This is a genomic window from Pseudomonas idahonensis, from assembly GCF_037903935.1.
Lineage (GTDB): Bacteria > Pseudomonadota > Gammaproteobacteria > Pseudomonadales > Pseudomonadaceae > Aquipseudomonas > Aquipseudomonas danubii.
Window position 1 is genome coordinate 3,343,565 of sequence record NZ_CP149586.1, and the last position, 17,803, is coordinate 3,361,367.

The following is a 17,803-nucleotide window of genomic DNA, read 5'->3' on the forward strand; positions in this document are numbered from 1 at the left end:
GTCACTCAGTGTGGCGCGCGGGGAATGGTCTTGAGCAGGTCTTCGGGGCTGATGTGGCCGACGACGGCTTCGGCGGCGGCGCTGCCCGGCAGCGGCAGGTCGAGGATGTGGCCCTTGATCTTGCCCACGACGTGCATTTCGCAGGGCTTGCAATCGAACTTCAAGGTCAGCACTTCGTCACCGTGCACCAGTTGCATCGGTGCCACCTTGGTGCGCACGCCGGTTACGCCCTTGGCCTGCTTGGGGCACAGGTTGAAAGAGAAACGCAGGCAGTGCTTGGTGATCATCACCGGCACGTCGCCGTGTTCCTCGTGGGCCTCGAAGGCAGCATCGATCAGTTGCACGCCGTGGCGGTGGTAGAAGTCCCGGGCCTTCTGGTTGTAGACGTTGGCCAGGAACGACAGGTGCGACTCCGGGTACACCGGCGGCGGGTTGCTTTCGGCCTTGCGCGTGCCCCGTGGATGAGCCGCGACGCGGGCCGTGTCCAGCGCTTCGATGACTTCCCGGCGCAGGGCCTTGAGCTGGGAATTGGGGATGAAGTACGCCTGGGGCGCATCCAGCTTGATGTCCGTGGCGTGGTAGAGGGTGGTGCCCAGTTGCCCCAGCAGGTCCTGCAGTTGCCCAAGGGCCTGCTCCGGCTTGTTGGCCACGCCGAACGGACCGTCCAGGGTGACGCTGGCGCTGATGCCTTCTTCGCTGGTGGCGGTCAGTTGCAGGCGTTCTTCACGCAGGGTGGCCAGCCAGGACAGGCCAATGCGCCGCTCGGCGGAGGTGCGGGTCAGGGCCTGCTGCCAGTTGTGGTCGAGGTTGCGGCTCAGCGGATGGTTGGGCCGCAGGCGTTGCAGGGCTTCGGGCATCTCGTTGGGTTCGACCCGATAGCGGTAGCGTTTTTCGCCATCTTCTTCGAATTCGCCGCGGGCTTCGGCGATGTTGGCGCGAAAGCCCACCACCTCGCGCTTGACCAGCAGGTTGAGGCCGTCGCCGTTGGACAGCGGCTCGAAGGTCACCACTTGCAGGTCGCGCTTGCCGACTTTTTCCACGGTGCCCACTGGCAGGCCGGTGAAGGTCGGCGAGTCGAAGGCGCCGATGTCGATCTTGCGCTCGCTGACGAAGTAGTCGGTGCTGCCCCGGTGGAAGGTCTTGTCCGGATCGGGGACGAAGAAGTGCGCGGTGCGGCCGCTGGAGGCGCGGGCCAGGTCCGGACGGTCTTCGAGGACGTCGTCCAGGCGCTGACGGTAGTAGGCCGTGATGTTCTTCACATAGGCCATGTCCTTGTAGCGTCCCTCGATCTTGAACGAGCGTACGCCGGCTTCCACCAGGGCGCGGATGTTGGCGCTCTGGTTGTTGTCCTTCATCGACAGCAGGTGCTTCTCGTAGGCGATCACGCCGCCGTGCTCGTCTTTCAGGGTGTAGGGCAGGCGGCAGGCCTGGGAACAGTCGCCGCGGTTGGCGCTGCGGCCGGTCTGGGCGTGGGAGATATTGCACTGGCCGGAAAAGGCCACGCACAAGGCCCCGTGAATGAAAAACTCGATGGCCGCGTCGGTTTCGGCGGCGATGGCGCTGATTTCCTTGAGGTTCAGTTCACGGGCCAGCACCAGTTGGGAGAAACCGGCCTGGTCGAGGAACCTGGCCCGCTCCAGGGTGCGGATATCGGTCTGGGTGCTGGCATGCAGCTCGATGGGCGGAATATCCAGCTCCATCACCCCCAGGTCCTGGACGATCAACGCATCGACACCCGCGTCGTACAACTGATGGATCAGCTTGCGCGCCGGCTCCAGTTCGTTGTCGTGGAGGATGGTGTTGAGGGTGGTGAACACCCGGGCGTGATAGCGGCGGGCGAACTCCACCAACTGGGCGATCTCGCCCACCTCGTTGCTGGCGTTGTGACGGGCGCCGAAGCTCGGGCCACCGATGTACACCGCATCGGCGCCATGCAGGATGGCTTCGCGGGCGATGGCCACATCGCGGGCAGGGCTGAGCAGTTCCAGGTGATGTTTGGGCAAGGACATGTTTTTTTAGTCAGGCTTATCAGGATCAAGGCGCGCATTGTAGCGGCGAAACGCGTGCCCGGCACCCGTATGCTGCCCGGTGGCGGCCACGCATTGCGCGCAGCCGCCGAATAAACCCGCGGCGTCAGGCCCTGGCGGCCATCGCGGTGACTTCCACGCGCATGCCTTCCACCGCCAGAGCGGCCACGCCAACGGCGGCGCGCACCGGCCAGGGCTTGGCGAAGAAACGCTGGTAGACCTCGTTGAACGCGGCGCGGTCGGCCATGTCGGTGAGGTAGATGGTCAGGTGCATGACCCGGTCCATGGAACTGCCGGCCCGCTCCAGGGCGACTTTCAGCGCCTGCAGGGTGCATTCGCTCTGCAGGGTGATGTCCCCCAGTTCCAGGCTACCGTCGGCGCGGGTAGGGATCTGGGTCGAGACCAGGATGCCGTTGAACGCGGCGACGTCGGAGGAGATGGAGTCCGCGTCCGGGTCGGGGGTGAAAACGAGGTCTGGGTTGGCCATGGGGGTCTCTTATTCGAGGGAAAACGGTTCGCAAGGATGAGTGGGTGCCGATTGAAGTTCAAGTTATGAGGGTCTTTTTCCGGTCCTCATCCCATGCGTCGTCCAGGTCACGCTTGCAGGCTCAGGAGCCTGTTCACATCGCGGACCCGTTGCGCGTCGGCTGCGGGAGCGCTTTTGAGCATGACGCTGAGCTTGTCGTCAGCGAACTTCATTCCCGGCTACCGGCCTGGAACAGTTGCAGGAAGCCTTGCAGGGTGTTGTCGACGAAGCGCTGGTCCGAGGTGCCGGCGGGAAAGTGCAGGACGCCATGGATCACCAGCGACGCCAGGCCATGGGTATAGGACCAGCCGGCGAGGGCGGCCCGACGGACCTCGGGGTGTTCGATGTCCAGTTCGAGGATCTCGGCAATGATCCGTCGCAGCTCGCCAAAGGCTTGGTTGCGGGCATTGAGTAAGAGGGGCGGCATCTCGCCAGTGGCGAACTCGGGGCCGAACATCAGCTGGTAAAGCGCCGGGTTGGCGCGGGCAAAACTGAAGTAGGCCAGGCAGGCATCGCGCAATTTTTGCAGGCCACTCTGGGTACTGTCCCGGGGCAACACCTGGGCCAATTCGTGAAAGCCTTGAGCGGCCAAGTGGCCGATAAGCTCCGCGCGATTGGCGTAATGGTGATAGGCCGCCGTGGCACTGACCCCGACCCGTTCGGACACCGCGCGCAGCGACAGCTTGGTCGGGCCGACTTGCTCAAGCATGTCCCGGGCCGCATCGAGCAGTTGCGGTGCCAGATTGCCCACGTGGTAGGAATCCCGTGAGCGCGAGGAGTGCTTGGTCATGTTTGGAAGGCCCCGAATGACTTCGACTGAAAGGCAAAAAAAACGCCGAAATCTTATCATGAGCCATAATCTTGACGGCGCTAAGATTGGCTCGTAGCCTGGGCGCCACAACAACAAGACCGCTTAAGGAAGCCCCCTATGTCAGAACTGAAACTGCAACCCCAGGCCGCCGTATCCTTGCAACGCTGGCACGCCATGGTCGCCGGGCAAGACCTGCACGACTTGCCCGGACTGCTGGACCCCAAGGTGGTGTTTCGTTCGCCCATGGCCCATACCGCCTACCCGGGAGCTCAGGTCGTGGCGACCATCCTTGGCACGGTGCTCAATGTCTTCGAGGATTTTGCCTATCACCGCGAGCTGGCCACCGCCGATGGCCTGAACGTGGTGCTGGAGTTCAGCGCCCGGGTCGGCGACAAACAGGTCAAGGGCATCGACATGATCCGCTTTGACGAGGGCGGCAAGATTGTCGAATTCGAGGTCATGGTGCGGCCCATGAGCGGGCTGCAGGCCCTGGGAGAGGAAATGGGCAAGCGTTTGTCCGCCTACCTCGCTGCCAGCAAGGGTGCGCCGTCGGCACCCTGAGAATCCGGGTTATTCGAGGGTTTCACCGGCGGCCGGGCTCAGCCAGGTCGCCACCACCCGCCGATCCAGCTCTTCCCAGTCCGCCATTCCCAGCACCCGAGTGGTGTTCAGGCCGCGCAAATAGCCGCGCAGTTGGTAGGCAACCGCCTGCAATGCCTGCGGTTCTGCGCTGCTGTCACGCAATACGCTTTCATACTCGATCAGGTAGTCGGCCACCCGCTCGCGAAATTCGGGCAGGACGGCATCGCGGATAAGGTCAAAAGTTCGCACGCAAGAATCCCTTTTAGTTGTAGTTGGACTGCCGGGCAGTCTGCCCGGAGGGCAACTATTGGTTCAAGTGATAGTGACAATCAAAAAACAGCTATTTTGTCGGACGCGTCAACCGTGGAAAATCGCCGCCCTCGATAGCGCCCGCAGGGTTCAACCCGTGGCGCCCTGTACCCGCGTTCTTGACTCCAGGATGTGTCCGATGCGCCTTTTACCCCTGTTTGCCATGACTTCTGCCGCTGTTGTGCTGGCCGGCTGCGCCTCTGCGCCGAACAACCCGAGCCTGGTCATGCAGACCCGCAAAACCCCCGCCCAATACGCCGATTGCGTGATGCCCAAGCTGCAGAGCAGCGACCAGACCGCTACCGTTTCGCAATCACAGCGCGGCTACCGGATCGTGGTCACCAGCAAGGTCGCGGCGGACAACGTGCTGGAAGCCTACAAGGCGCCCAACGGCGGCAAGGTATTCCTCTATGAGCGGCATTTGCTGGCCTCCAGCTTTGCGCCGTCCCATTTCGAAAAGACCGCACAAGACTGCCTGTAACCCGCCGGGGCTCATGGCTTCCTGGCGCGGGCGCTGCGGCGACAGCGTTCGGAACACCAGCGCACCTCATCCCAGCAGCGCGCCCAGCGTTTGCGCCAGGTGAAGGGCCGGCCGCAGGCGGCGCAGTCCTTGCGCGGCAGGTCGGATTTCTTCACAGGGGCTCTCCAGCGTCCAGGCGCGCCAGCAACTCCTCGCCCCGTTGCCAGATGGCGTCCCGGCGCGGGGCGTCCATGCGCTGCAGGTTGCGATAGGTCAGCGCCAGGCGCGGATTGGCGCCCAGTTGCTCCTGGTGGCGGATCAGGAAATGCCAGTACAGGGCGTTGAACGGGCAGGCATCGCTGCCGGTGGCCTGGTCCACCCGGTAACGGCAGCCGCCGCAGTAGTCGGACATCCGCTGAATATAGCGACCGCTGGCGCAATAGGGCTTGGAGCCCAGGTAGCCGCCGTCGGCATGCATCACCATGCCCAGGGTATTGGGCAGTTCGACCCAGTCGAAGGCATCCAGGTAGACCGCCAGGTACCAGTCGCAGATGGCTTTGGGGGCGATGCCGGCCAGCAGGGCAAAATTGCCGGTGACCATCAGCCGCTGGATATGGTGGGCATAACCCAGCTCCAGGGTCTGGCCGATGGCCTGGGACATGCAGCGCATGTCGGTGGCGCCGCTCCAGTAGAACTCCGGCAGGGCCCGGGTATTGCCCAGGCCGTTGAGCTCGGCGTATTCCGGCATGCGCAGCCAGTAGATGCCGCGTACATATTCACGCCAGCCGATCAGTTGGCGGATGAAGCCCTCTGCGGCATTCAGCGCCACCCGGTTCTCGCGATAGGCCTGCTCGACATCGGCGCAGAGCTGGCGCACATCCAGCAGGCCGATATTCAGCGCAGCGCTGATCCGCGCATGAAACAGAAAGGGCTCGCCCTCGGCCATGGCGTCCTGGTAATCGCCGAACGCGGCCAGGGAAAAGTCGAGGAAGTGCTGCCACAGCTCCTGCGCCTGCTCGTGGGTCACCGGATAGTCGAAGCGCGCCAGGTCACCGTAGTGATCGCTGAAGCGCTGGCCCACCAGTTGCAGTACCTCGTGGGTAATGGCGTCGTGGCCGAAGCGCGCCGCAAAGGGCCCGCGCAAGCCCCGGGGCAGGGCCTTGCGGTTGTCGGCGTCGAGGTTCCAGGTGCCACCGCAGGGGCGGCCATCGGGCTCCAGCAGCAGGCCGCTTTGCCTGCGCATCTCGCGGTAGAAATACTCCATGCGCAACGACGTCCGTCCGGCCGCCCAATCGCGGAACGCTTCGCGCGAACACAGGAACCGCCGATCCACATGAACAGTCAGGGGCAGGCCGGCATCGCGCAGGGCCTGTTCCAGTCGCCATTCTCCGCACTCGGTGACATGCAATTGAGCCGCACCGAGGGCCGTCTGCCAGCGCCGCAACTCGCCAGGAAGGCTGCCGCTGTTGTCAGGATCGTCCAGCTTGACGTAGATCACCCGCCAGCCTTGCTCGCGCAGGCGCTCGGCAAAGTGGCGCATGGCGCTGAAGATCAGCAGGATTTTCTGTGGATGATGCCGGACATACCGCGCTTCGCTGTCGACTTCGGCCATCAGCAGTGTGTCGTGGACCGGGTCCAGGACCTTGAGCAACTCCAGGTCGAACGACAACTGGTCGCCCAGCACCAGCCCCAGTCGGCCGCCAGCGCCGGCGGCTACCACGGCAGACGCTCGCCGTCGTAGGCAAAGAACTGGCCGCTGTCGGCTGCACTCAGGCGGTCGATCAGCGTCAGCAGCTCCCAGGCCGCCACGCTGGCCGGACGCGCCGCCGCGGAGCCGCGAAACGGTTGCGACAGCTGTGATACCACCGTGCCGGGATGCAGGCTGAGCAGACGGGCCCCGGGCCGTGTTCGCGCCAGTTCGATGGCCGCGGTTTTAACCAGCATGTTCAGCGCGGCCTTGGAGGCGCGATAGGCGTACCAGCCGCCCAGGCGGTTGTCGCTGATGCTGCCGACCTTGGCCGACAGCAGCGCCATCGCGCCCTGGGGCGCCAGCAAGGGCAGAAAGTGCCGCAGGACCAGGGCCGGGCCCACGGCATTGACCTGGAACACTGCCTTGAGCGCCTGATCTTCAAGGGCGGCGTAGGTTTTTTCTGGTTTGATGTCGGCGCGATGCAGCAGACCGGCGGCATGCACGATCAACTGGTAGGGCGCCTCATCCGCCAATTCGGCGGCGGCCCGGGCAATGCTGTCGGGCTGTTCAAGGTCGAGCGCGGGAAGCGTGCCGCGGGACAGGGCGCGCACCCCGGCGCAGCGCGGGTCCTGTTCGAGCCACTGGCAAAAGGCCGAGCCCAGCGCGCCGCTGGCGCCAATCACCAGAGCACGATAGCCCGCACCCAGGGACTGCATGTTCAAGGTAGTGCTCATTGTGTTTTACCCACCGATTGACGTGGCAGCGAGCCTGACTCCCTGCTCGCACTGTCAAAATCCATGAGTAATAGTTGTACATAAAATTTAATTTTGTACAGGATTTTTGCAGCGATTGCGGCTAAAAAGTCTTCAGGGTGAAGCCGCTGCCGGCTTCGGCAATGGAAGGAGAGGGCAATGTGGGGTTTTTGCTTGATGCTTGGCCTGGTATTGGTCGTAGCGCTGTTCCTTTGCCTGCGCCGTCACTGGTCGAGGGTGCGGCGACCGGTGCGCAAGGCCAGTGCCTGTCTGGGCGGCGAAGAGCAGCACCCGCTGGATTAGGTTGTACGTGTGCGATTGTGCTGTACAGCTTTGCTCTATGGCTGTGCTGATCATGATTCGCCCGCCGGCACAGGAATCCGGCGGGCGGAGCGCTCCATCAAGCAGCAACCCCCAGCCAAGGCAGCGCCAGGTACAGCTTGATCACGATGGCGTTGCTGATGTCGATAAAAAATGCCCCCACCATCGGCACCACCAGGAATGCCATCGGCGATGGTCCGTAGCGCTGGGTCACCGCCTGCATATTGGCGATGGCCGTCGGCGTCGCGCCTAGCCCGAAACCGCAATGGCCGGCAGCCAGGACCGCAGCGTCATAGTTGCGGCCCATGACGCGGAAGGTGACGAAGACCGCAAACAGCGCCATCACCAGGGTCTGCACGGCCAGCAGAATCAGGATGGGCAGGGCCAGGCTGGCCAGATCCCACAGCCGCAGCGACATCAAGGCAATCGCCAGGAACAGCGACAAGCTAACGTTGCCCAGCAGCGACACTTCCTGATCGAAGACCTGATGCCAGCCCAGCGCCGACAGGCCATTGCGCAACACCACCCCGACGAACAGCACACAGACGAAGGTCGGCAGTTCCAGCGCCGTGCCCTGGATCAAGCCGCTGAGAAAACTCCCGGCCTGCAGGCTGATGGCAACCAGGGCCAGGGTTTCGATGAAACTCAGCGCGGTGATCTGCCGCTCCTTGTAGGGCTGCTCATAGCCTCTGGGCAAGCGCGGTTCGCCTTGCACGGCCCCAGGGGTTTGCACCCTCTTGACCAGCAGGCGAGCGACCGGCCCGCCGATCAAGCCCCCCAGCACCAGGCCGAAGGTGGCCGAGGCCATGGCGATTTCGGGGGCCGAGGCCAGGCCATACTGCTCCTTGAACACTGCGCTCCAGGCTCCGCCCGTGCCGTGACCGCCGGACAGTGTCACAGAGCCGGTCAACAGCCCCATCAAGGGATCAAGCCCCAGCGCCTTGGCCAGGCCAATGCCCATGGCGTTCTGCACCAGCAGAAAACCGGTGACCAGCAGCAGGAATACCGCCAGGTTGCGCCCACCTTTTTTCAGGCTGGCAAAGTCTGCGCTCAGGCCAATGGTGGCAAAGAAGGCCAGCATCAAGGGCGCCTGGAGCGAGGTATCAATGCGGACTTCCATGTCCCCCATACCCCGCAGCAGCAGAAGCAGCAAGGCCACTACCAAGCCTCCGGCCACAGGTTCGGGAATATTGTAGGCACGCAAGAAACCGACTCGGGTGACAAGGCCACGCCCCAGTAACAGCACCAACGATGCGGCCACCAGGGTTCCATAGAAGTCCAGTTGGACCATTCGCACACTCCTCAGTCTGGGTTTCTGGACGCACTGTCTGCCAGTCGCGCCAGCGGCTAGGGTTGAGAGGCCTCAACCTGATTGATTGCGGGCTGGACGGCGGTTACTGGCTTGCGACCTGCACGGATAGCCACGCACATTGCCTGGCGCCGATCGATCAAGTCGGGCCGTTGGATAAGGCTGTCGCGCAGCGGCAGGCGCATTGAGTGGTCGCGCCGCTGCCGGTAGTCGGTCTGGTGTTCTGCGTGGGAGGTTTTCAAGTAATTGATTCACGCCCGCACTTTGCGCCCGCAATGGCGGGCTGATTGCATTGCGCTGGCGTTAAGAGCGGATTAACAGAGGCCCAGGCGTGCGTGGAAAGCGGGTTTTTAAGAAATGTCTGATCAGGGGGCGAGATCAGGCGAGGGCGCATCCCCGAGCAGGATCGATTTGAACTACTGGTTTTGCAGGCACTCCACGGCAGAAGGGACAAGATTTCTTCGCCCAGACGTGTCGCCACCAGGGAAAAACCATGAAGTCCGTCGATGATTTCCGGCTTGAGGCGTACAAGCTGCTACTGGAGCTGGATGCTGCAACGACGAGCATGATGATGCTGGTTTCCGCACGACAGGCCTGCGGGCCTGAGTGGGAGAACGCAACCCGCAGGCATCAACAGGCTTTTGAGGCCTGGACGCTGTTTCTTAGAAGCCAGGCCCCGGAGCTCTCTTTGTAGGAGCAGGGCCGCATTCGATACCCCGTAGCGGTGATTGCCTGATGCCATCACTGCCAAGGCTGATAGCCTTGATCCAGAGCCTTGAAGCGCTAAATCGTCAATATATTGGCCGCTGTTTGGCCCTGCAGCTAAAAAAATAATAAATCGACGCAATATTGACGCGATAGTATTTTTATCCCAGTATCCGGCCGCTGAACGCTTGATTTTATTGATGTTTTTTTGACGTCAGGGTTTCGGGAGTTCTTCCAGAAAGGCGTTTCAGCCTTTGAATAAGCGTGAGTAACCAGGGAAATATTGGCCATAGGGGCTAATAGCCATGGCGTATTCAGTGGGTGTGCTAGTTTCAAACGGCGCAGCTGCGATATTTTTCTTCGGGATGATCTATGTCTACTGAACGGATACTGGTGACAGGGGGCGCAGGCTTCATCGGTTCTCACCTGGTTGATGCGCTGTTGGCCAAAGGCTATGGGGTCCGGGTTCTGGATGACCTTTCGACCGGCAAGGTCAGCAATCTGCCGATGGACAATCCGCAACTGCAACTTGTAGTGGGGGATGTGGCCGATGCCGCGGCCCTGGCGGAAGCCATGCACGGCTGTGGCGCGGTGGTGCACTTGGCGGCTGTCGCTTCGGTCCAGGCCTCGGTCGAGGACCCGGTGCGCACCCACCAGAGCAACTTCATCGGCACGCTGCGGGTGTGCGAGGCCATGGTCGCCGCCGGCATCCGTCGAGTGGTGTTTGCGTCCAGTGCGGCGGTCTATGGCAATAACGGGGAGGGCACCCCGATCAACGAAGACACGCCCAAGTCTCCCCTCACGCCCTATGCGGCGGACAAGCTCGCCAGTGAGTACTACCTGGATTTCTACCGTCGCCAGCATGGCCTGGAGCCGGTCATCCTGCGCTTCTTCAATATCTTCGGGCCGCGCCAGGACCCATCGTCGCCGTACTCCGGCGTGATCAGCATCTTCAGCGAACGGGCCAAGCGCGCACGCCCCATCACCGTGTTCGGTGATGGTGGCCAAACCCGCGACTTTGTCTATGTTGAGGACTTGGTGAAGATCCTGGTCCAGGGCCTTGAACATCCGGCACCTGCAGCCGATGCCACCAACGTCGGCCTCAGCGGCGTGACCACCCTCAATGACCTGATTGCCGCCCTGGAACAGATCAGCGGCCAACCCCTGGACGTCAGCCATGGGGCGGCCCGTTCTGGCGATATCCGCCATTCCAAGGCCGACAACCGGCGTTTGTTGGAGCGTTTCGACCTGGGCACGCCCACCAGCCTGACCGAAGGCTTGGCTAGGCTGTACCGCAGTCTTTAGCTTTGCGGGCTTGCACAGACCCGTTTCCGGGGACTTGAGCGTTTGCTGTTGTGCGGATTGATTGACTTGAAGAGTGAGTGATGGACATGGAGTTTCGCCGGGGGAGTGTCTGCACAGTGGTTCGGCGTCTGTTTACTGCATTAGCGTTATGTGCCGGCCATTCGCTGGTGCAAGCCGCCCCGGCGGCTCCCGCCAGCGTCGGTTTCTGGTACGCCGAGCAACCGCCGCTGCCGGAGCTGGCGCAGTTCGAGTGGGCGGTGGTCGAGCCCGGTCATATGGCCCCAGGGGATGTCGCTACCTTGCGCAAGCTGGGCAGCCAGCCGTTCGCCTACCTGTCGGTGGGCGAGTTCGACGGCGATCGCGCCGCACTGGACAAGGAAGCCCTGAGCCACGGAGCCAGCGCCATCCGCAACAAGGCGTGGAACAGCCAGGTGATGGACATCGCCACCCCGGCCTGGCGCGAACACCTGTTCAAGCGCGCCAAGGCGTTGCAGGACCAGGGTTATGCCGGTCTGTTCCTCGATACCCTGGACAGCTTCCAGTTGCTTCCCGAAGCCGATCGCTCACCGCAACGCCAGGCCCTGGCGTCGTTCCTGCGGGAACTGCACAGCCGCCTGCCGAACCTCAAACTGTTTTTCAACCGGGGGTTCGAGGTCTTGGGCGAACTCGACGGCGTCGCCTCGGCCGTGGCGGTCGAATCGATCCATGCCGGCTGGGATGCCTCGACCAAGCGTTATCGTCCGGTGTCCGAGTCCGATCGCAACTGGCTCGAAGGCGAACTCAAACCACTGCGCGCAAAAAACATTCCACTGGTGGCCATCGACTACTTGCCGTCCAACCGTCGTGAAGAGGCGCGCAAGCTGGTGCGCCAGTTGAGTCAGGAAGGCTTTATCCCGGTGGTCACCACCCCGGACCTGAATGCCATCAGCATGAGCACCGTGGAAGTGCAGCCGCGGCGCATCGCCATGCTCTATGACCCGCGTGAAGGTGAACTCTACGACCACGCCGGGCACCGGATGCTGGGCGGCCTGCTGGAATACCTGGGCTATCGGGTCGACTACCTGCCCGCCGATGACAGCCTGCCGTCCTACAGCTTCGCCGGCCTCTATGCCGGGGTGGTGCTGTGGATGACCAGCGGCCCGCCCCAGGACAGTCGTGCCTTTAACAGCTGGATTGGCCAACGCCTGGACGAACAGGTGCCGTTGGCCATCATGGCCGGGCTGCCCATCGAAGATCGCGCACTGCTCAAGCGCCTGGGGCTGAACCTCGCAGCGCCAGGGGCTCGCGGAGCACTGCAGGTGCTGAGCCAGGACAAGACGCTGATCGGTGGTTTCGAAGCGCCGGTCGTGGCCCGTTCCCGTGAACTGACCCGGGTGACGCTGCTGCCCGACGGGCCGAAACCGGCACTGTTGCTGGGCGATGACAAGGGTGGCAAATACGCCCCCGTGGCCATCGGCGCCTGGGGCGGCATGGCCTTGGCGCCTTATGTGGTGGAGTCCAATATCGAGCGCAGCCGCTGGATTCTCGACCCCTTCGCCTTTATCCAGAAAGCCCTGCGTCTGCCGGCGCAACCGCGCCCGGACACCACCACCGAGAACGGCCGGCGGATCGCCACCGTGCATATCGACGGCGACGGCTTTCCCTCCCGCGCCGAAGTGCGCGGCACCCCGTATTCCGGGCGCCAGGTGCTGGATGACTACATTCGTCCCAACCCGTACCTGACCTCGGTGTCGATCATCGAAGGGGAGATCGGGCCCAAGGGCATGTCGCCGTTTCTGGCCAGGGAACTGGAGCCGATCGCCCAGGAGATCTTTGCCGACCCCAAGGTCGAGGTGGCCACCCACACCTACAGTCACCCGTTCTACCTGCAGCCGGAGAAGGCCAAGAAGGACGAGGACTTCAGCGCCGAATACGGCCTGCGCCTGAATATCCCGGGGTACAAGAACCTGGATTACAAGCGCGAGATCCTCGGCTCGCGGGACTACATCAATAGCCGCCTGACCACCGCGCAGAAGCCGGTGAAGCTGCTCTTCTGGCCGGGGGACGCGCTGCCCAGCGCCGAGACCATCAAGCTGGCCTACGACGCCGGACTGAAAAACGTCAACGGCGGGCAGACCATCCTGACCAAGGCCAATTCCTCGCTGACCGGCCTGTACCCCTTGCTGCGTCCCACCGAAGGCGGCTTGCAGTACTACGCGCCGGTGATCAACGAGAACATGTACACCAACCTCTGGAAAGGCCCGTATTACGGCTTTCGCGACGTGATCGACACCTTCGAGCTGACCGACAGCCCACGGCGCCTGCGGGGCATTCACCTGTACTACCACTTCTATTCGGGGACCAAACAGGCATCGATCAAGGCCATGACCGACATCTATCAGTTCATGCGCGGCCAGCAGCCGATGTCCTTGTGGATGAGCGACTACCTGGATCGGATCCATGGCCTGTACCAGGCCAGCCTGGCCCGTACGCTCAATGGTGACTGGCAGGTTCGCGGCATGGATGGCTTGCGCACCCTGCGCCTGGACCCGGCGCTGGGCTGGCCGGACCTCGGCCGTTCCCAAGGCGTAGCGGGGGTCCGCGATCTGCCCCAGGGGCGTTATGTGGCCTTGAGCCGCGATCATGCGCTGCTGGCCCTGCGTCCTGAGCGTGATCCACGTCCGGCTCTGGAGCTGGCGAACATTCCCCTGCGTGACTGGCGCTATGTCAGCGACCGACAGGTGACGTTCTCATTTGCCGGTCAATTCAACCTGGAGTTCTCGGTGCGTTCGGCCAGCCCCTGCCGGGTCGAGGTCCAGGGCCAACGTTATGCCGGCAAGTCCGAGCAGGGCCTGTGGCATTTCCAACTTCCCATGAAGCAGGTGAGTAATGCCCAACTCCTCTGCAACTAAGGCCCCACGCGCGCGGCTGCTCAATCCCTGGGCGTTGCTGGTGGTGGCGATTGTCGTCGGTATCTTGCTGTGGGCGACCTATCGCAACGAAGATGCGTTCCGTCCCAAGGGCGGCCAACCGGATGAAGTGTCCGCCAGCTATGCCGAAGTCCTGCTGGCGGCCCACCCGGAAAACAACGAGTTGCGCACTCAGTTGCTCGATCTGCTGATTCAACTGGGCGACTACCCGAGAGCGGAAAAGCACCTGGCGCAGTGGTCACAGCCCGATCCGGCGCTGAAGGCCTACTACCGCTTGCAACTCGATGCCCTGGCGCTGAACAACAGCACTGACAGCGCCGCGTTACAGGCCCTGGCCGAGCGCTTCAAGGCCTTTGACTACAAGGCACTGCCCAGCCCGCAGCTCGAGCGCCTGGCCACTCTGGCCTTGAGCGCCCAGGCCCCGGGACTGGCTGCCGATGCCTATACCGAGCTGGCCCGTCGCGATCCCAAGCAGCGCGATCAATGGCTACCCGAGGCGGCCAAGTGGTACCAGGCCAGCGAGCAACCCGGGCGCGCCGCCGATCTCTATGTGCAACTGCTCGATGCCAGCCAGACGCCGCAAGAGCGTCGCCAGTTCCTGGAGAAAGCCTTCAAGAGCCTGGTGGCAGCGGATCGTGGCGATCAGGCCGCCGAGCTGCTGGCCCGGGAGCTGGCCACCCAGCCGGACGCGCTGGATGCGGCGCTGCTGGATCAGGGCGTCGACGTGGCGGTGGCGCACAACCGCAGGGACCTGGCCGAGCAGTTCTTCAGTGCCTGGCGCAAGTTGCAACCCGACAGCCCGGAAGTGCTGGCCAAGGAATTCAAGCAGCGCCTGGCCTTCGGTGACCTCGAAGGGGCATATGCCGTGGGCTCGCAGCTGCTGGAGCTGCATCCGGATGATCCGCTGCTGCTGGAGCAGATGGCCCACATTGCCGAATGGCAGGGCGATTCGGCCTCGGCGCTGGGCTACTGGATCAGCCTGAGCAAGCTGCGCAACAACCCGGCCGAGTTCGAGCACACCTGGCGCCTGGCGATGCAGACCTACGATTTCGACCGGGGCATTCCGCTGTTGGCGGGGATCATGGAGACCCGGGCCCTGAGCAATATCGAACTCGATGCCCTGGTGTACGCCGAAGAATCCCGGGGCACGCCCGAGCAGGGGGAACAGTGGCTGCGCCGCTATGTCGCCAAATACCCGAAACACCGTCTGGCCTGGGTCCGCCTGTTGCAGAACCTGGAAAACACTGAGCAGTACCCGGAGCGGCTGGTGGTCTGGAAGCGCTTCGCCGGCCTTTATCCGTTGACCAGCACCGAGCGGGTGGACTGGGCCAACAACTACCTCAAGCTGTTTGACAGCCAGTCGGCCTGGAAGGTGATCACCGCAGTCGACGGCAACAAGATCGACGACCTCAACTACTGGCAGTCCCGTGCCGCCCTGGCCTGGGACCTGGAGTTGGACGATGAACTGCAACTGGCACTGGAGAAGATGCTGGCCATCAAGGGCTCGCTCAATAGCGGTGACGAGAGTGAATTGATCGCCCTCTATCGCGTCCGCGATCCTCGCAAGGCTTTGCAGTTGACCGTCGACAGCTGGCGCCGGGAGCACAATCCGCAGCGCCTGATTGCGGCCCTGCAATTGGCCCAGGAGCTTCAGGACTGGCCACTGGTGGTCGACCTGCTCAAGGAAGCCGACCAGTACCCGGATGCCTCCGACCGCTCCCAGGTCCTGGCTGCCCGCGGTGCGCTGGCGGTGCAACAAGGCCGTACCGACGAGGCCCTGCGCCTGTATCGCCTGGGCTTGAGCCGCTTCCCGGATGACAACACCTTCCGCGAGCGCCTGATGTGGCTGTATGTCGACCTGGGCCGCACCGGCGAGCTCAAGCCGCTGTTGCAGCAATGGCGCTCCCTGGCCCGCGGTGACAGCACCCTGTGGTTGCCGTTTGCCGCTGCCAGTCAGTTGCTCGGGCGCAATACCGAGGCCCTGGCCTGGTACCGCCTGTACCTGCGGAGCAACCCACAGGACTGGATGGTCCAGGCGGCCTACGCCGACGCCCTGGAAGGCGCGGGTTATGCCGACTCGGCCCAGCGCCTGCGGCTCAAACTCAACCGTGAAGTAACGCCTGAGCAGATCCGCGCCACGCCTCAGGGCTATGCGACCTGGCTGCGCCTGGTGGCCAGCAGCTACTCGTCGCGCAAGGCGCTGAACAAGGCGATGCAATGGCAGGACGGCTCCAAGCCGATGCTGCAGTTGTGGTTCGACCAGATGCTGGCCCGCCTGGATGAGATCAATCAGTCGACGCAGAAAGATGACTGGCTGGCCTGGGCCCGCGCCCGTGGCCTCAAGGTCAATCGCTACGAACAGATCCAGGAAGCCCTGCGCGGCAACAACCGCCAGGCCCTGGAACGCCTGGTGGCCAGCGACGACCTGGACCCGGCGCAACGGGTCGAGGCCCTGAACAGCCTGGGGCGCAGTGGCGAAGCGCTGGCCGTGGACCTGTCGGCGTTGGGCGAGGACCAGCCTGCGGCGCTCCGTGAGCAATTGCGGCGCCAGGCCATCGAGCTGACCGAGCGCACCCCCCAAGGTGTGCAAATCGCCTGGGATCGCCAGGACTACGGCGGACTGGTGTTCAACGGCCCGCGCCTCACCGGGGCGCGTTACCTGAACGACAACTGGTACGCCAAGCTGGTACTGGAGCAGGGCCGATACAGCGGCGATGTCCTCGACCCATCGCGCCTGGGCAACGAGACCAACACCGAATTGACCTTGCAGCGGCAGTTGGAGAACGGCAACTACAAGCTGATTTTCGACAGCAGCCTGCGCAAGGACGATGACCGCAACGGCCTGGGCGCCAGCCGTACCTGGCAGGTGGACAGCGGCAACGAACTGGACGTCGGCGCCGATTGGCATCGCAAGAACGAGGACAGCGGCTACATGCGCACCTTCGGCCGGCAGAATGATGTCTGGGTCGGTGGGCGGCATCGCTATTCGGCCCGTGACCAGTTGTCCTGGAGCCTGGCCCAGCGCTGGTTCTCGACCCGCGGCGGCGATGACCTGGGCAATGGCCAGGCGTTGAAGATCGAGTTCGACCACACCCTGCAGTTCGAAGGGCCGAACTGGCAATTGCGCAGCGGTATCGATTACCAGCAAAACAGCCTGAACAACCGTTCGCTGCCCAACCTGGCCAATACCCTGGGCGGGGGCATCGACCTGATCGGGGCCGAACTCGACAATCCGGACCAGATCAACAGCCAGACCCTGCTGCAGAAACACTACGGCCAGCTGTTCTTCGGCAGTTCGTGGCGGCGGGGCTTCCCGGGGGCATTGAACCGCACGCGCGGGCAGTACACCTGGCTGGTGGACGTCAGCACCGGCTGGCAGTGGACCGACAACACTATCAACTACGCCATCAGTACCGGTATCGGCACCGAGGTCATAGGGGATGACGAATTGGCAGTGACCTTCGGCTACCAGTCGGCGCCACAAGGCGGAACTGGCCAGTCCGGTGGCACCGCAGGTGTCAGCTACAGCGTGCGTTTCGGACGCTGATCATGGAATTCAAAGAGGAGTGAACCTTATGCAATCCATTCGTTGCGTGAGTCTGGCGATGGCCGCTTTGCTGATGGCCGGCTGCACCAGCTTTACCGGTCAAGACAGCCCTGAACTGTCCAAGAGTGCGCGCTGGGGCGTGTTGCCGCTGGTCAACTATTCCCAGACGCCCCAGGCCGGGGAGCGCAGTGAGCAGATTCTGCTCAGCGTGCTGAGCAGCCGCGGCCTGCAACCCCAGGTCTACAGCGGCGCGCCGGGGCAGGGCGAGCAGGCCTTGCTCGACGACAACGAGCGTCTGGCCGGTGCCATGGATTGGGCCCGCGAGCAGAAGCTCGACTATGTGGTGTCCGGCAGTGTTGAAGAGTGGCAGTACAAAAATGGCCTGGATGGCGAGCCGGCGGTGGGCATCAGCCTGCGGGTGGTCGAGGCGGGCACCGGCAAAGTGCTCTGGAGCAATAGTGGCGCCCGTGCCGGCTGGTCTCGTGAAAGCCTGGCTGGCGCAGCGCAGAAGGTGCTCGACAAGCTTGTCGGTGGCCTTAGGATCGAGTGA

Annotated in this window: 16 protein-coding genes; 8 read left to right on the forward strand and 8 right to left on the reverse strand. The window is 63.4% G+C overall.

Going from position 1 to position 17,803, the window contains the following annotated elements:
* Positions 1 to 5: 5 nt before the first annotated feature.
* The 3 genes from WIN67_RS15160 to WIN67_RS15170 form a co-directional block, all read right to left on the reverse strand.
* Positions 6 to 2,009 carry a peptidase U32 family protein gene (locus WIN67_RS15160; RefSeq protein WP_110595649.1) on the reverse strand — a complete coding sequence of 668 codons (2,004 nt, stop codon included), beginning with the start codon at positions 2,007 to 2,009 and terminating at the stop codon, positions 6 to 8.
* A 124-nt stretch (positions 2,010 to 2,133) separates the two neighbouring features.
* Entirely contained in the window at positions 2,134 to 2,514 is a 381-nt protein-coding gene (locus WIN67_RS15165; protein WP_110595650.1) for a RidA family protein, read from the reverse strand.
* A 208-nt stretch (positions 2,515 to 2,722) separates the two neighbouring features.
* A complete protein-coding gene (locus tag WIN67_RS15170; RefSeq protein WP_102879387.1) occupies positions 2,723 to 3,343 on the reverse strand; it encodes a TetR/AcrR family transcriptional regulator in 621 nt (206 codons plus the stop codon).
* A gap of 138 nt (positions 3,344 to 3,481) precedes the next feature.
* Here WIN67_RS15170 and WIN67_RS15175 point away from each other — a divergent pair, with 138 nt between their 5' ends.
* A complete protein-coding gene (locus WIN67_RS15175; RefSeq protein WP_213666335.1) occupies positions 3,482 to 3,925 on the forward strand; it encodes a nuclear transport factor 2 family protein in 444 nt (147 codons plus the stop codon).
* Between the two features lie 9 nt (positions 3,926 to 3,934).
* Here WIN67_RS15175 and WIN67_RS15180 read toward each other — a convergent pair whose 3' ends face one another.
* Positions 3,935 to 4,195: a hypothetical protein gene (locus WIN67_RS15180; RefSeq protein WP_306393313.1), complete on the reverse strand. Its 261-nt coding sequence runs from the start codon at positions 4,193 to 4,195 to the stop codon at positions 3,935 to 3,937.
* A gap of 199 nt (positions 4,196 to 4,394) precedes the next feature.
* On the opposite strand from WIN67_RS15180, the gene WIN67_RS15185 reads away from it, so the two are divergent.
* On the forward strand, positions 4,395 to 4,736 hold the full coding sequence (locus tag WIN67_RS15185; protein ID WP_102879384.1) for a hypothetical protein: 342 nt from the start codon (positions 4,395 to 4,397) through the stop codon (positions 4,734 to 4,736).
* 11 nt (positions 4,737 to 4,747) lie between these two features.
* On the opposite strand, the gene WIN67_RS15190 is transcribed toward WIN67_RS15185, so the two are convergent.
* The 3 genes from WIN67_RS15190 to WIN67_RS15200 are packed head-to-tail and all read right to left on the reverse strand — an operon-like array spanning position 4,748 to position 7,139.
* Positions 4,748 to 4,891 (reverse strand): DUF2256 domain-containing protein, encoded by a 144-nt coding sequence (locus WIN67_RS15190; RefSeq protein WP_102879383.1) that lies wholly within the window; start codon positions 4,889 to 4,891, stop codon positions 4,748 to 4,750.
* Positions 4,888 to 6,435: a cryptochrome/photolyase family protein gene (locus WIN67_RS15195; protein WP_339071621.1), complete on the reverse strand. Its 1,548-nt coding sequence runs from the start codon at positions 6,433 to 6,435 to the stop codon at positions 4,888 to 4,890. The genes WIN67_RS15190 and WIN67_RS15195 overlap by 4 nt, the downstream gene beginning before the upstream one ends.
* Positions 6,429 to 7,139 (reverse strand): SDR family oxidoreductase, encoded by a 711-nt coding sequence (locus tag WIN67_RS15200; protein WP_317073249.1) that lies wholly within the window; start codon positions 7,137 to 7,139, stop codon positions 6,429 to 6,431. The genes WIN67_RS15195 and WIN67_RS15200 overlap by 7 nt, the downstream gene beginning before the upstream one ends.
* A 177-nt stretch (positions 7,140 to 7,316) precedes the next feature.
* Here WIN67_RS15200 and WIN67_RS15205 point away from each other — a divergent pair, with 177 nt between their 5' ends.
* A complete protein-coding gene (locus tag WIN67_RS15205) occupies positions 7,317 to 7,460 on the forward strand; it encodes a hypothetical protein (RefSeq protein ID WP_339071623.1) in 144 nt (47 codons plus the stop codon).
* 97 nt (positions 7,461 to 7,557) lie between these two features.
* Here the strand turns inward: WIN67_RS15205 and gltS are convergent, their stop codons facing one another.
* Positions 7,558 to 8,769, reverse strand: coding sequence for a sodium/glutamate symporter (gltS, locus tag WIN67_RS15210; protein WP_339071625.1), 1,212 nt, complete (start codon positions 8,767 to 8,769; stop codon positions 7,558 to 7,560).
* Between the two features lie 511 nt (positions 8,770 to 9,280).
* Here gltS and WIN67_RS15215 point away from each other — a divergent pair.
* The 5 genes from WIN67_RS15215 (at position 9,281) to WIN67_RS15235 (ending at position 17,803) form a co-directional block, all read left to right on the forward strand.
* Positions 9,281 to 9,481: a hypothetical protein gene (locus WIN67_RS15215; protein WP_339071626.1), complete on the forward strand. Its 201-nt coding sequence runs from the start codon at positions 9,281 to 9,283 to the stop codon at positions 9,479 to 9,481.
* Positions 9,482 to 9,864: 383 nt separating this feature from the next.
* Positions 9,865 to 10,797 (forward strand): NAD-dependent epimerase/dehydratase family protein, encoded by a 933-nt coding sequence (locus tag WIN67_RS15220; protein ID WP_102879377.1) that lies wholly within the window; start codon positions 9,865 to 9,867, stop codon positions 10,795 to 10,797.
* Between the two features lie 80 nt (positions 10,798 to 10,877).
* Positions 10,878 to 13,688, forward strand: a complete 2,811-nt coding sequence (locus WIN67_RS15225; RefSeq protein WP_339071628.1) for a bifunctional glycoside hydrolase 114/ polysaccharide deacetylase family protein — start codon at positions 10,878 to 10,880, stop codon at positions 13,686 to 13,688.
* Positions 13,666 to 17,253 carry a tetratricopeptide repeat protein gene (locus tag WIN67_RS15230; protein ID WP_339071630.1) on the forward strand — a complete coding sequence of 1,196 codons (3,588 nt, stop codon included), beginning with the start codon at positions 13,666 to 13,668 and terminating at the stop codon, positions 17,251 to 17,253. The genes WIN67_RS15225 and WIN67_RS15230 overlap by 23 nt, the downstream gene beginning before the upstream one ends.
* 28 nt (positions 17,254 to 17,281) lie before the next feature.
* Positions 17,282 to 17,803 carry a penicillin-binding protein activator LpoB gene (locus WIN67_RS15235; protein ID WP_102865063.1) on the forward strand — a complete coding sequence of 174 codons (522 nt, stop codon included), beginning with the start codon at positions 17,282 to 17,284 and terminating at the stop codon, positions 17,801 to 17,803.

Coding starts and splice junctions, on each gene's coding strand:
- WIN67_RS15225 (WP_339071628.1), top strand. CDS start 10,878: ATGGACATGGAGTTTCGCCGGGGGAGTGTCTGCACAGTGGTTCGGCGT.
- WIN67_RS15220 (WP_102879377.1), top strand. CDS start 9,865: ATGTCTACTGAACGGATACTGGTGACAGGGGGCGCAGGCTTCATCGGT.
- WIN67_RS15185 (WP_102879384.1), top strand. CDS start 4,395: ATGCGCCTTTTACCCCTGTTTGCCATGACTTCTGCCGCTGTTGTGCTG.
- WIN67_RS15235 (WP_102865063.1), top strand. CDS start 17,282: ATGCAATCCATTCGTTGCGTGAGTCTGGCGATGGCCGCTTTGCTGATG.
- WIN67_RS15165 (WP_110595650.1), bottom strand. CDS start 2,514: ATGGCCAACCCAGACCTCGTTTTCACCCCCGACCCGGACGCGGACTCC.
- WIN67_RS15230 (WP_339071630.1), top strand. CDS start 13,666: ATGCCCAACTCCTCTGCAACTAAGGCCCCACGCGCGCGGCTGCTCAAT.
- WIN67_RS15170 (WP_102879387.1), bottom strand. CDS start 3,343: ATGACCAAGCACTCCTCGCGCTCACGGGATTCCTACCACGTGGGCAAT.
- WIN67_RS15175 (WP_213666335.1), top strand. CDS start 3,482: ATGTCAGAACTGAAACTGCAACCCCAGGCCGCCGTATCCTTGCAACGC.
- WIN67_RS15215 (WP_339071626.1), top strand. CDS start 9,281: ATGAAGTCCGTCGATGATTTCCGGCTTGAGGCGTACAAGCTGCTACTG.
- gltS (WP_339071625.1), bottom strand. CDS start 8,769: ATGGTCCAACTGGACTTCTATGGAACCCTGGTGGCCGCATCGTTGGTG.
- WIN67_RS15200 (WP_317073249.1), bottom strand. CDS start 7,139: ATGAGCACTACCTTGAACATGCAGTCCCTGGGTGCGGGCTATCGTGCT.
- WIN67_RS15205 (WP_339071623.1), top strand. CDS start 7,317: ATGTGGGGTTTTTGCTTGATGCTTGGCCTGGTATTGGTCGTAGCGCTG.
- WIN67_RS15160 (WP_110595649.1), bottom strand. CDS start 2,009: ATGTCCTTGCCCAAACATCACCTGGAACTGCTCAGCCCTGCCCGCGAT.